The sequence below is a fragment of the uncultured Clostridium sp. genome (genome assembly GCF_947036855.1).
Taxonomy (GTDB): domain Bacteria; phylum Bacillota; class Clostridia; order Clostridiales; family Clostridiaceae; genus Sarcina.
In genome coordinates this window covers 1-13924 of record NZ_CAMQRY010000068.1, presented here as the reverse complement: position 1 = coordinate 13924, position 13924 = coordinate 1, and the positions used below count along the sequence as shown (strand labels likewise).

Sequence of the window (13924 nt, the reverse complement as noted above, 5' to 3'; positions counted from 1 at the left end):
TACCAGTCATTTTTGGACTAATAAAGTTAGGGATTGTTGAAATCCAAATAGTAACAATTACTGATAAACCAGTTTCAAGTGGTGACGGTGTAACTCCAAGGAATACAACCGCATATCCAACTACAGATACTGAAATCGCAACGTTCGATATAACAAGACATACTGCATATGTATAGTTAGCTAAGAAGTTACCTGATTTTCCGTATGTATAATCTGCGTATCCACCCATTCCACCTTTGTTTTTACTAAAGATACCACACTGTGCAAATGAATATGCAAGTGCTGTAGCTCCAACGGCTGTTACAAGCCATGAAAGTATTGACATTGTTCCAACTTGTGCAAGCTGTGAAGGAAGCATTATGATTCCTGATCCTAGCATGTTAATACCTGTAAGTATTGTCAGCTGAACAACGTTCATTTTTTTTGTTTGTGCTTTTGCTGTGCTCATATTATCATTACTCCTATAATATTTATTATTGCTTTATATAAATATCACAGGATATCATTCATTATTAAATTTTAAGACCTAATATATAATATGATATCCTACGATATGAATAGCTTATTATATATTAAAATTTCATGGTTATGATAAATATAACCCTATTTTCTAACCTTGTTACACTACTAAGCCTTATATATAAACACTTAGTAATTATTTAATTTAAAAGTTTTATATGTATTTCCAAATTAATTTATCTCTTCTTCTTTACCTAACTCTCAAATATAAATAATTATTTGCTAACTAGGTTAACTTATGTATTTTATTATGTAATTTGATTATATTTATATACCTATGTTAATATGTAATATTTTTTCTTATGTACTTATCAAAATTAAATTATTCATCTAATTTTATATAAGTTATATAAAAATTAAATATGATGCATTTACTATATAGAATTTAACTCCTACATAACTAAGGTGCATCATACTTAAAAATTAACTGTTTATTATACTTGCTTTATTAAGCTTCAGTGTCAAGAACATATCCATATGCTCTAACTCCGTTACCTTCTTCTTCTAAGTAAACTCCTTGTATTTCTGGTGCGAAACCTGGGAATTTATTTATACCATCTTGAAGGATTAAGAAGTAAGTTTGAACAGTTTCTGTCCATCTCTCTCCTGGAACCACACAGAATATTCCTGGTGGATAAGGAAGAGCACCTTCCATTGCGATTTCTCCAACTATGCTATCAACAGGTACAAGTTTAACGTTGTTTCTGATGAATGCATCATTAGCAGCAGCTGGTGTAATAGCCATTTCTGGGAATTTAGCAGCTCTGAATAAATCTTTTTGGTATTGCTTTGCATTACAATCTTTGTAGAAGTCATGCATTTCTTGACATAACATTCTGATTGAATATCCAGCATAACGCTTAGCGTTCTTTCTGTATAAGTTAGGTAAAACTTCTTTTAATGGAGCATCATTTTCTATTAATTGCTCAAATATTGCCATTTGTGCAACTAAGTTCTTCATTTTTATTGAAGTTTCAGCTGGTGTTAATAAGAATAAGATTGAGTTAAGGTCATTTTTCTCTGTAACAATTCCGTTCTCTCTTAAGTAGTTAGCAAGAATTGTAGCAGGAACACCAAACTCAGCGTATTCTCCTGTTTCAGCATTGATTCCAGGAGTTGTTAACATGAATTTATTAGGATCTACGAAGTATTGATCTTCTCCATATCCGTCGAATGCATGCCATTTTTGACCTGGGTGGAATTTAAAGAATTCTATATCGTTAGCAATTTGCTCTGTAGGATACTCTTCCCATTTCTTACCGTTGATTGTCTCAGGTATGAAAGGTTTGATTGTCTTACAACTAGCAAGTACATCTTTTCTAGCTTCTATTCCAAGTTTTACACAGTCAGCCCACATTTGTCTTCCCATTTCTCCGTCTTGCATTTTAGCATTTATATCTAAAGAAGCGAATATTGGGTAGAATGGACTTGTTGATGCGTATTTCATGAAGGCATTGTTAAATCTCTTATGATTAACGTATCTCTTTTGTCCTTTTATGTGTGAGTCTTTTTTGTGTATTTGTGATGATTGTGAGAATCCAGCTTGTTGCTTGTGAACTGATTGAGTTACAAGTATTCCTGGGTCATTCTCTTTTAAATCTATTAATAATGGAGAACAATCTCTCATCATTGGTATGAATTGCTCATATCCAACCCATGCAGAGTCAAATAAGATATAGTCACAAAGGTGTCCTATCTTCTCAACAACTTGCTTAGCATTGTATATTGTTCCATCATATGTTCCAAGTTGGATTATTGCTAATCTGAAAGGTCTTTCAGCTTTAGCTCTAACTGGATCTTTCTTAGCTATTTCAGCTCTTAAATAAGTCTCATCGAAACAATGAGCATCTATTCCACCAATGAATCCATAAGGGTTTCTTGATGTTTCTAAGTATACTGGAATTCCTCCACAGTTTACTAATGCTGTGTTGTAGTTTGATTTGTGGTTATTTCTATCAAATAACACTAAATCATCGTTAGCAACTAAAGCGTTTATAGCAACTATGTTAGAAGTACTTGTCCCATTCATTACGAAGTAAGTTTTATCAGCATTATAAACTTTAGCAGCATGTTGCTGAGCAGCTTCAGCTGGTCCTTCGTGTATTAATAAATCCCCAAGATCTACGTCAGCATTACATATATCTGATCTGAATATGTTCTCTCCGTAGAAATCATAGAAAGCTCTTCCTGCTGGATGCTTTCTGAAGTATTGTCCACCTTGATGTCCAGGACAGTCAAATTGGATATTTCCTTTTTCAACATATTTCTTTAATGTGTTAAAGAAAGGAGGTAATATTTTCTCTTCGTATTGAGCAGCAGCTGCTTCAATTTCTCTGCTATAGTGAATAGCATCAAAAGCATTACCATCTATTGAGTGTCTTACCTTTTTTCTTAATTCGATATCAAGTTCTCCGTCTACTAAAACAGCGAAAACTGGAACTCCGAATTTTGTGTCGCTTATTTTGTTGATTAACTCTGCATCAGCGTTAGTTACAACAACAGCAGCTACATCTGTAAAATCTGTAGTTTCTGCTGAAATTACTTCTCTAGTTGTAGAGAAATATTTTCTAGCTTCTTCAGTACAAGCAATTTTTAAATTAGCCATTGATTAGCCCTCCATTTATATCTTTTTTAATCAAAACAGATTCAAAACATATATTGTACAAACATATCAACCCAAACTACGTCTAATTTAACTTATCCAAGTTTATTTTCATATATAGTTACAAATATATTCTAATCTATTGTGTATTGATCATTATTTAAAGTTATTTATAAGTAACATATAAAACAATCTTGTTCACTTCTCATGTCTAATCATGAAATATGTATAAAATAATTTTAGTTATAAAATTAATTGTTACCTTAACTTACATGTCAAATGATATCACTTACAGTTGTAAAATTCAAAATAGCAATAATGCTAATTTGTTAATTAATTATGAACTCTGTTATTAAATTATCATTCTTTAAAAATTAAATTGATTTATTGAATTTTTATTCCTTTAAATACAAAAACATTAATTTTTATTCATTTTTTTTAATAATTTACCTTAATATAAAAGATTCTTGCATAAATCCAAACAAAATATGATATCAAAAATATTATTTTAAAAAAATTATATTATTTAGAATATTATAAAATAGATTGAATTTTATTAATTTTCTTAACAATATAATTTTTTAAGGTACTTTTTAACAAAAAAGTCATATCTAAATATTATGGTAAAGCTTGTACATTTATTTAGTTTTTTTTTCCATTTTATTTAGATAATTCTATTTTTTTTATAATGAAAATAGAATTATTATAAAAAAAGAGATAACTTTAGCTATTGCTAAAATTATCTCTTTATATTTTTTAATTAATCATTGAAAAATTTCTTTCTCTCTTCTCTTAAGTTTATATCCTCAAGCTTAACAAGTTTTGTTTTATGCTTCACTTTATAGAATATATATAATCCAGCAAATATAGGTATTGCTATATATGATGAAATTAAATTACCCCAATTAAGTGGATTGAAATATGCATATCCTTGACCAACAACAACTACAAAACAAAGTATAAATGCAAATATAGGTCCAAATGGATACCATTTTGCTTTATATTTAAGACCATCTAATGTCTTATATTGTAATAAATATGCTTTTCTAAATCTATAATGACACATAGCAATTCCAAGCCATGCTATAAATCCAGATAAACCAGCTGCTGCAACAAGCCATAAATAAACTGTGTTAACTGCATAGAATCCTGTTAAGAAACATACACAAGATACAAGTGTTGTTAATATAACAGCATTAACAGGAACACCACTTTTATTTATTTTACCAAACATCTTTGGTGCCATTCCATCATTAGCCATTGAACATAACATTCTACTTGAAGCATACATTCCTGAGTTACCAGCTGATAATACAGCTGTTAAAATTACTGCATTCATTAATGAAGCAGCTCCTGCTATTCCTATTTTTTCAAATACAACTGTAAATGCACTAGTATCAACACTAGCAGCTCCAGTTACAAATGGTACTATTGCTCCAATAACAAGTATTGTTCCTAAATAGAACATTAAAATTCTCCAGAAAATAGCTTTAACCGCTTTTGGTACATCTCTTTCTGGATTTTCACTTTCACCTGCTGCAAGTCCAACAAGTTCTGTTCCTTGGAAAGAATATCCCGCTATAAGGAAAATAGAGAATATTGACACAGCTCCACCTCTAAAAGGATTTCCATGTTTAAAGTAATTAGATACACCACCACTAGCATCGCCATGTAATATACCTACTATCATTAAAACACCAACCCCAAGAAATACAAGGACTGTGATAACTTTAACTGTTGAGAACCAAAATTCTGCTTCTCCATATGATTTAGCTGATATTAAGTTAAGAATAACTATAATAGCTAAAAATCCTACACTAAAAATAATTCCCGGTACATTAGGCAACCAATATTTCATAACCAGTGCTCCTGCAACAAGTTCTGCTGCAATTGTAACAGCCCAGCTATACCAATAATTCCATCCCATTGCAAACCCAAATGCTGGGTCTATAAATTTAGTCGAATAAACTCCAAAAGATCCACTCTCTGGTAAGAAAGTAGCCATCTCCCCTAAACTAGTACATATAAAGTACACCATTACCCCAATTATTGCATAGGCTAAAAATGCTCCTCCTACTCCGGCAGTATTAATACTGTCCCCCATAGCAAGAAATATACCAGTTCCAATAGCTCCACCCATCGCTATCATTGTTAAATGTTTCGCTTTTAGTGTCCTTTTTAGTTCTGTTTTTGGTTCTTCATTTTGCATGTATCATTCCTCCAAAAATATATATTTTGAAAATTAACATAATCAAAATTAATAAATATAATTAGTAATTTTAATTATGTTAATTTTCACTTATCTAATATTTTGCACTAATCGCAATATATTTATTAAATGAAATAATAGTCATTTAATTCACATAAGCTATGATTTAAATGACTATTATTGATTAACTATTTATATAATTACTCTACAACTATTACTTAGTTGCATCAGCCATGAATTTTGAGATGTACTCTAAAACTTTAAGACAGTTATCTGTTGTAGTAACATACTCAAGTCCTGGGTTGTACTCAGCAAAATCAAATGCTTTTATTTTTCCTGTTGCGAATAATTTTCCAAGCATTACTTTAGTATCTGGAATTGTTACTCCGTCCATAACAGGTGTTCCTGTTCCTGGAACTAAGTTTGAATCCATTGAATCGATATCGAAACTAATATGGAAGTTGTTTATTCCTGAAGCGTTCATTTTTGAAGTAACTTCAGCCATAACAGCATCTATTCCTCTAGTTCTAACGTCTTCGCTTGTCCAAAGGTTCATGTTGTGCTCTTTTATAAGTTCAACTTCACCAGCATCTAAATCTCTTTGGCATAATAAGTATACGTTCTTAGGGTCTACTTTTTTACCTTCGAAGTAAATGTTTTTAAGTTCATCAGCACCGAATCCCATAGCAGCAGCTAAAGGCATTCCGTGGATGTTTCCACTTGGGCTTGATTCAGCAGTATTGATATCTCCGTGAGCATCAATCCAAACTATTCCGTAATCATCTCCGAAAGCTTTAGCAGCTCCAGCAGTTGTTCCAAGACCTAAAGCGTGATCTCCACCTAATGTGAAAGGCATTGCTCCAGCTTTGATACTTGAGTATACAGCTTGTGCTAAGTTTTCATTTGAAGTAACTATTTCATCAACCCACTTCATTGTTGATCCAGCAGCAAATTTCTTTGAAACTGGCTTCTCAGGAACTATTAAATCTCCTAAGTCATGAACTTTGTTACCGTGCTTTGATAATATATCTATAACACCGTTTTCTCTTAATTTAACTGGTCCTTTTTCTACTCCGAATCTATCACAACCGTAGTGTAATGGAATTCCTATAACATCTATTTTCATTATTAATTTCCTCCTATATGCGTACTTCTACTAATTACTTAACTTTTGCAAATGCTTTTGATATTGTATCTAATACTTCTAAGCAGTTCTTTGTTGTTATTTCATCTTCTAAACCTGGGTTAAACTCAGCAAAATCAAATCCTTTGATTTTTCCTGTAGCTATAAGGTTCTCTAAAAGATATTTAGTTTCTTCAACTGTTGTTCCTTCTGATACTGGTGTACCTGTTCCTGGAACTAATGCTGAATCCATAGCATCTATATCGAAACTTAAGTGGAAATTATTTATTCCTGATTTTTCTATAGCAGCTAAAACTTCTTTAACTGTTACTTCTATTCCTCTAGTTCTGATTGAAGGACCATCCCACATTTTGATGTTTTGGTCTTTAATTAATTCAACTTCACCTTCATCAAGATCTCTTTGAGCTATTAATATAACGTTGCTAGGCTTAACTTTTATACCTTCAAAGTATATATCTTTAACAGACTTAGCTCCGTAACCCATAGATGCTCCTAAAGGCATTCCGTGTGTGTTTCCACTTGGGCTTGATGCTTCTGTGTTTATATCACCGTGAGCGTCTATCCAGATTACTCCGTAGTCTTCTCCGTATGATTTAGCAGATCCAGCAACTGTTCCGAATCCTAAAGCGTGGTCTCCTCCAACTACTAGTGGAAGTGCTCCAGCTTGCTGTGCAGCGTGAACTGACTCAGCTAAGTTTTCGTTTGTTTCAATTATGTGTGAAAGATACTTCATTGTAGTATCAGCTTCGAATTTATTAAATTCTGTTTCTTCTTTTATGTATAAGTTACCGAAATCAAAAACCTTGTGTCCTTGCTTTTCGAATAATTCAACCATTCCATTTTGTCTTAATACGTTTGGTCCATTTTCAACTCCGTGTCTATCACATCCGTAGAATAATGGTACTCCTATTAAATTAATATCCATATTAAATATCCTCCTATCAATTAATACTTAAGGGCTTTAATATCCTTTAAGTAATATTCATTACTTATAGGGTACTATTTACCATCAAATTTTTCAAAGATACACACTTATGAGATTTATAAGTAAATTTTAAAATATTTAATAGAAAACGTACTCTTTTCTTATTTTTGTGGACAACCTAACGATATTAGTGGCTTTTTTAGGATTAATTCAAAAAAAGTTCACAAAAAAATGATGAATAATTTACTTATTCATCATTTTATGCATCAAATAAACAGTTTTCATATACTTTTTTAGCACTTTTATGTATATTAGCCATTTTATAAAGTACAAATATTCAATGATATTAATATTAATTCACTTTTTTAATTTCTAAGAATACCTAAATTATATATTTTTTGCTCTTTTAATAAATATTTTTAGTTAATTCCCTTTTTTTATTTTTAATTTATCAATATATAAGAAAAAGCCTTAACAAATTATTTGTAAATAACTTGTTAAGGCTTTATTCATTAAATCTTATAGTATATTTTTTTAATTTATCTTTATACTATTGTAATTATAATCCACAATCTATATCATAAGCATCATTAAATGTTTCAGTTCCAAGTACAGCACTTATAAAATCTGGTATAAAGAATTTTTTACTCATAAGTTTAATATCTTCTTCAGACTGCACATTATACTTACTTACTATGTTTTTAGCATCTGTAATAACAGTAGCCATATTTTTTTGTATCTGCATAGCCTCTGCTGAATTTTCCTTTCCACCCTTGTGACATAAGAAATCTCTATAATCTACTAATGCATCTCTAAAATTATCATGTAAACTCTCAAAAGCTTCTTTATCATTTTTTGAAACTTCATCAGTTTTGATATCTTTTTTAGGCTCTTCATATAATGTGTCTACTATTAAATAGTATATTTTATCTTCACCCTTTGCCATAATAGCTCCAAGCTCACTAACAGGATAGCTCTTTGGCATCTCTGATTCTTCTACTATATTATATAAATTTTTAAATTCTTCCATTGTAATATTCTTTATATTTAATTCTTTCATCTACTTAAATCCCCTTCTCTTATATCTCAATCTAGTGTAACAACTAAATTATTGTTTCTTTTTACCTTTTAATTATATCACTATTATAAGTAAATGCGTAAATCAAGTGAATCACTTTAAAATTACATCAGTTCTTCCTCTATATATGTAGGTAAATTTATTCCTGACTCTATAAATATCTTTTTCATCAAAAGAAACTTATATTTTGAATCAAGTGTTATATCATCAAGCACACTCTTAAATATCTTTATAGTATCATTCGCAATTCTAAGTCTTTGGAACTTATCAACATCAAAATCATCTGGATAATCTTTCATATTATTTTGAGTTCCTACATTATTAGTATTATTTACTTCTGTTTCAACTTTAATTTTAATTTTATCTGCAACCTTCGGCACAGCATAATATCCCTTTTCTCTAATTTCAGGTAGAACTTCTCTTCTAATCCAAGTTCTAAATTCTATTCCAATATCCAGTTTTGTATATTGTAAGAATCCATATAATCCAATTTCATGGAATAATACAAGTTTTGGTGAGAATTTCAAGTAATCTTCATCTATTTTTATTAATTTTTTAAGTTCTTTTAATTCATCACCACTTATCATCTCATACTCAACACCATCTTCAAACTTCTCTCTTTTTATGCAGTTTCCTATTGGTTTAGATTTCTCAACATATCCAATCGCTTTTGCTACTTCTACAGCAATCCAACTCACCTGACCTTTCCATATGAAGCTATAAACTTTAACTCCATTAAATTCTTTAGATAATACCTTTTTCATTCATTTCACACCTTTCATAATAATAATTTAGGTTAGATGAAAATCAGCAGAGGTTCCAGTCGCCAGAGGAGGAACCTCAATCAATAATCCAGTATTTAAGCCAGTTATAACCTTTGACTTTTTCAAGAAGGTTATCTCAAAACTTAGTGATTTTTATAGATTATTGTTAAATCCCATATAAATTTTCACCTTTTCCATCTAACCTTAAAACTCAATTTTCTGATTCATTTTTATTGTCTAAACCACCACCTTTAATAATTTTTAAACTAAATAAAAAAATCTCCCTAAAGACATCTTAGATTTTAAAATTCTAAGGGTCTTCAGAAAGATTTATATAATAAGATAGTTTATATTCTATATCATTAAAAAAATTTTCTATAAAATCTAAACTTTTTGAATAATCCAAAATAAATTGAACATACTACAAAAGAGTCTTCGATTTTAGGGTTCCTTAGATAGCCTTTTATCTTTTGAATTTACAGGTGGTGTTACACCTATAAAATCGTGGACTTATTTATTTGATTTTAGTGTTAGTCTCTTTGCTTCAAAATATACTAAAAATTAAAAATATTATTTAACTTCATAGCCTAGCAAAAAGAAATTTATAAAAAATTATAAATTTCTTTTTTTCTTTGAAACAAAATGAGATAAATCTGTATCATTATAGGTGAATGCATTTATAAACAAGGAAGTGATTTAATATTGAATCCAACAAATGATGAAATTTTGCAAGATGTATACAATGAAACTTACGAAGACGTTCTAAGATACATTGTTTCAAAATGTAATAACATAGAAGATGTACAAGATATAGTCCAGAATGTTTATTTTAATTTTTATAAAGCTCTAGATAAAAGAGAGATTGAAAATTATACTAAGTATTTATTTGGAATTGCTAGAAATGAAATCTTTAAAACTTATGGAATACTTGGGACGCTTAAAAATAATATTCCTATATTCTCACTAGGTTCAACTGATATAGAATTTAATAAAAATGACGCGCTTATGGTAAATGATAATTTTGACTCTGCTTTAATATGCAATGAAATTTATGATTACCTTGAAAAAGATAATCCTTTGACCTTTAAGATATTTATTCTTCACTTTAAGTGTGATATGAAAATCAAAGATATTAGTACAAGCTTAAAAGTTAGTGAATCCACAGTTAAGAATAAGTTATATAGAACCATAAAGGAACTTAAGAAAATTTTTGATATTTAGGGGTGATAAATTTGAATTATGATGAACTATTTAAAAAATCATTAAATGCTGATATTTTTAATAAAGAAAAAATGTTTGGTAATATTCTAGTTAAAATAGAGGAAGACAAACTAAAAGAAAGACTTAATATACTACTATTACTTTTAGTTGCTAAAAGAGATAGCTATGGATTTGAACTTATAAATGAACTTGATTTACTTTTAAAGAAAGAACTAAAAAGCAAAGAAGGGACTATATATCCAATTCTACACTCTCTTGAAAATAGAGAATTTATAAAATCTTACTGGATAAAAGATGATACTGATAGAAAGTATTATACAATTACAAAACTCGGAAAAGGTTATTTAAAAGAAAAGGACACTGTTGTAGATTTTTTAAGACAACCAAATAAATTTATACACAAGGAGAACTTCTCATGGGCTTAAATGAAATGAAAATAACTAACTACTTAGATCAAACCTGTTCACTAGTAAAAAATAAAAGAGTTCATTCCGAAATAAAAAATGAACTTAAAAGTCATATCGATAAACTTAGAAAACATTATAAAAAGCTTGGACATTCTGATGAAGAATCTATTAGCCTAGCTTTAAATGATATGGGTGATAGTTCAAAACTTGGAAGTGAACTTAACCAAACTCATAAATCAACATTTGATTTTAAGCTACTTAGCATAGTAGCCATATTATTTTTAATAGGTCTTTTAGGAACTTTAACATTCGGCAACTATGGTAGTTTTTCTTTTGGTAATTTAGAATGTATACCAGTAGTTTTAATCGCATTCTTTGTTGGCTCTAAAATTAATTTTAGATGGTTTTTAAAATTATCTATACCATTTTATATTATAGGTATTGTTATATATCTTTTATATCAAATACGTACTGAAAGTTTCGGATTTATTTTAGGATTTACCCTTGGCATGATTACCCTTAACAGACATATATATATTCCTATATTAATATTATTTGGGCTTTCAGGGATTTTTCTTAAATTCAAATTTGATAATATTAAGAATATTTCTCTTGCAATACTTCTTTCTGTTATTCCTTTATTAATATTTGGACTCCCTTTATTAAGAACTATAAAACCAGTCCTTGAACCTAATGGTTCTTACCTGATAATAGGAGCACCAAATTCTTTAACCCTTCCAATGATTCTTTGCTATAGCATTGGAGTATTATTTATAATTTATCTGCATAGCAAAAATTTAAAAGTACTTATTGCTACTGCTATTATAGAATTAATAATAATTTCAGCTACTACTTTTAAAGAAGTTAAACTGTTATTTACTAATAATAGTTGGGGTATGTATTCAACTCGCCAAACTTTACTTTCATCCCATTTTATAAACACATCATTAACTCCAGATCCTATAAATAACTCATATCCACTTATTTCATTAATAGGATACTTTGGATGGTTTGCTGGGATTATAGTTATAGTAGCTTTAATATATTTTATATTTAGATTATATAAAGCTTCATTTGTAATTAATAATATTTTTGGGAAATCACTAGCACTTTCAATTAGCACCGTTATATCTGTAAGAGTTTTAATTGGACTACTTATGAATGTTGGACTTTTCCCTTATCTCATAATGCCAACACCACTACTTTCATATGCAGGGCTATCACTGATAACTACAATATTCCTACTTGGAATACTAACAAATATATATAAAGTTAAAACTTTAGCCAAAGCATAAGCCAAAACTTAATTTTTACACTAAGGAGAAATTATTATGGATTTAAATGAAATGAAGATATCTAATTATTTAGATGAAATTTGCTTACTCATAAAAAATAAAAAAGCTCATTCTAGAATAAAAGATACTATCAAACTTAATATAGATACACTTACAGAAAAATATGAAAAACAAGGAAATCCAAGAGCTAAATCAATTGATTTAGCTCTAGCAAATATGGGGAGTAGTAAAAAACTTGGCAGAGAAATAAATCAAGAGTTTAAGTTAAACTTTAATCCTAAACTCCTTATATTACTTGGTATCTTCCTTGTTACCTCTTATTTTATATTACCAATTATCAGCATGCTTAACTCACCATCAAATGAGTATCGGGTTATATTCTATGGATTACTTCCTATGTTCTATCAAAATCTTGCTTTTATTATTCTTGCTCCAATTACTATTTTTATTGTTTCAAGAATTTATTTTAATAAATTTAAAAAACTTAACCTTGAAATTGATGATGGACAAACTTCCTCTTATTTAAATGATATTTGCTCACATATAAAAAATAAAAGAGTTCATGCTGAAGTAAGAAAAGAACTTAAAAGTCATATAGAAAGTCTAATAAAACACTATGAAAAACTTGGTCATACTGAAAATGAATCAATAACACTAGCTCTAAATGATTTAGGAAGTAGTGGAAAACTGGGAAAAGAGTTAAATGAATCTCATAAAGCTAAAATAGATTTTAAGCTTGTTGTTTTAAGCGCTGTTCTTATTATCATAGGTTTTATAGGAACTTTAACTTTCTTCAAAGAGCAAGAATACCAAAACTCTTATGGTCTTTATTTAATTCTGGCAGTATTAGGATTTTTACTTGCTTCTAATATTAATTTTAAATTTTATAAAAAACTTGCTATACCTTTTTATATACTAGGTTTACTCTCTTGTTACCCAGTACTACTTGGTAAGTTAAATAGTCTATTTGAACTGATACCTATTACTGGTCAGAGTGCATTTGCACCTATGCTATTTTTATTTGGCCTTTCAGGAATCTACCTTAAATTTAGCTTTAAAAATATGAAAAGTACTTCTTTAGCAATCCTTCTTGGAATCGTACCTTTAATATTTTTACTTTTCCAAAATATTATTTCACGTATAAATAATAAATGGACGATTACATTTATACCTTATTCACCTCAATTGATTTCATTTATAATTTATAGCGTAGCTTTTTTATTTGTTTTATATATTGCGTGTAAAAATTTCAAAATAGTTATAGGAACAGCTATTTTAGAAATATTTATAACTGCAGTATCAATTTATAGTGTTCCTAAAATGCTATTTGGTTTTAGCTCTAGTGCTAGTTATAAATTTACAGAACATTTATTAAAAACATCTAAATTTATTTCTATAACTCACAAAGCTAACTCTATAAATTTTGCTTCTCCGAATTATGGATATTCACTTACAAACTTAATAGTATATAGTGGATGGTTATTTGGAATAATAGCAATTTTACTATTACTCTATTTTGTATTTAGATTATATAAAAACTCTATTAATATAAATAATACATTTGGAAAATCACTAGCATTTTCAATCACAGTGATGTTATCAGTAAGAATAATTTTAGGTATCCTTATAAACCTTAACCTAATGCCTTCTTTTATGATTACTATACCACTAATTTCATTTACTAATATTGAAGTTGTAACAACGGGATTTTTACTTGGAGTTATTATAAATATAAATAAAGTAAAAAACTTAACTAAAGT

The 13924-nt window shown here is 29.0% G+C and carries 11 protein-coding genes; 4 read left to right on the top strand and 7 right to left on the bottom strand.

What is annotated here, in order from left to right:
- The 7 genes from Q0V15_RS08225 to Q0V15_RS08195 form a co-directional block, all read right to left on the bottom strand.
- On the bottom strand, nucleotides 1–448 hold a 448-nt coding region (locus Q0V15_RS08225; protein WP_297437859.1), incomplete at its 3' end, for an amino acid permease.
- Nucleotides 449–967: 519 nt separating this feature from the next.
- Nucleotides 968–3124, bottom strand: a complete 2157-nt coding sequence (locus Q0V15_RS08220) for an ornithine decarboxylase (RefSeq protein ID WP_297437857.1) — start codon at nucleotides 3122–3124, stop codon at nucleotides 968–970.
- Nucleotides 3125–3881: 757 nt separating this feature from the next.
- Nucleotides 3882–5330 carry an amino acid permease gene (locus tag Q0V15_RS08215; RefSeq protein ID WP_297437855.1) on the bottom strand — a complete coding sequence of 483 codons (1449 nt, stop codon included), beginning with the start codon at nucleotides 5328–5330 and terminating at the stop codon, nucleotides 3882–3884.
- Between the two features lie 214 nt (nucleotides 5331–5544).
- On the bottom strand, nucleotides 5545–6456 hold the full coding sequence (gene rocF, locus Q0V15_RS08210) for an arginase (RefSeq protein WP_297437854.1): 912 nt from the start codon (nucleotides 6454–6456) through the stop codon (nucleotides 5545–5547).
- Nucleotides 6457–6490: 34 nt separating this feature from the next.
- A complete protein-coding gene (gene rocF / locus Q0V15_RS08205; protein ID WP_297437851.1) occupies nucleotides 6491–7399 on the bottom strand; it encodes an arginase in 909 nt (302 codons plus the stop codon).
- Between the two features lie 559 nt (nucleotides 7400–7958).
- On the bottom strand, nucleotides 7959–8459 hold the full coding sequence (locus Q0V15_RS08200) for a hypothetical protein (RefSeq protein ID WP_297437849.1): 501 nt from the start codon (nucleotides 8457–8459) through the stop codon (nucleotides 7959–7961).
- A gap of 122 nt (nucleotides 8460–8581) precedes the next feature.
- Nucleotides 8582–9241 carry a BRO family protein gene (locus Q0V15_RS08195; RefSeq protein WP_297437847.1) on the bottom strand — a complete coding sequence of 220 codons (660 nt, stop codon included), beginning with the start codon at nucleotides 9239–9241 and terminating at the stop codon, nucleotides 8582–8584.
- Between the two features lie 702 nt (nucleotides 9242–9943).
- On the opposite strand from Q0V15_RS08195, the gene Q0V15_RS08190 reads away from it, so the two are divergent.
- From Q0V15_RS08190 to Q0V15_RS08175, 4 genes are all read left to right on the top strand, one after another.
- The gene (locus Q0V15_RS08190; RefSeq protein ID WP_297437844.1) at nucleotides 9944–10462 is read left to right on the top strand and encodes a sigma-70 family RNA polymerase sigma factor; all 519 of its coding nucleotides are present in this window, start codon (nucleotides 9944–9946) and stop codon (nucleotides 10460–10462) included.
- A gap of 11 nt (nucleotides 10463–10473) precedes the next feature.
- The gene (locus Q0V15_RS08185) at nucleotides 10474–10887 is read left to right on the top strand and encodes a PadR family transcriptional regulator (protein WP_297437842.1); all 414 of its coding nucleotides are present in this window, start codon (nucleotides 10474–10476) and stop codon (nucleotides 10885–10887) included.
- Nucleotides 10878–12164, top strand: a complete 1287-nt coding sequence (locus Q0V15_RS08180; RefSeq protein ID WP_297437840.1) for an FtsW/RodA/SpoVE family cell cycle protein — start codon at nucleotides 10878–10880, stop codon at nucleotides 12162–12164. Before Q0V15_RS08185 ends, Q0V15_RS08180 begins: the two co-directional genes overlap by 10 nt.
- Before the next feature lie 36 nt (nucleotides 12165–12200).
- Nucleotides 12201–13924: permease prefix domain 1-containing protein (locus tag Q0V15_RS08175; RefSeq protein WP_297437838.1), on the top strand; the 1724-nt coding region annotated here is incomplete at its 3' end.

What these genes read in the sequence shown, in the direction of transcription:
- Q0V15_RS08220 (WP_297437857.1), bottom strand. Translation starts at nt 3,124, where the DNA reads ATGGCTAATTTAAAAATTGCTTGTACTGAAGAAGCTAGAAAATATTTC.
- Q0V15_RS08215 (WP_297437855.1), bottom strand. Translation starts at nt 5,330, where the DNA reads ATGCAAAATGAAGAACCAAAAACAGAACTAAAAAGGACACTAAAAGCG.
- rocF (WP_297437854.1), bottom strand. Translation starts at nt 6,456, where the DNA reads ATGAAAATAGATGTTATAGGAATTCCATTACACTACGGTTGTGATAGA.
- rocF (WP_297437851.1), bottom strand. Translation starts at nt 7,399, where the DNA reads ATGGATATTAATTTAATAGGAGTACCATTATTCTACGGATGTGATAGA.
- Q0V15_RS08200 (WP_297437849.1), bottom strand. Translation starts at nt 8,459, where the DNA reads ATGAAAGAATTAAATATAAAGAATATTACAATGGAAGAATTTAAAAAT.
- Q0V15_RS08195 (WP_297437847.1), bottom strand. Translation starts at nt 9,241, where the DNA reads ATGAAAAAGGTATTATCTAAAGAATTTAATGGAGTTAAAGTTTATAGC.
- Q0V15_RS08180 (WP_297437840.1), top strand. Translation starts at nt 10,878, where the DNA reads ATGGGCTTAAATGAAATGAAAATAACTAACTACTTAGATCAAACCTGT.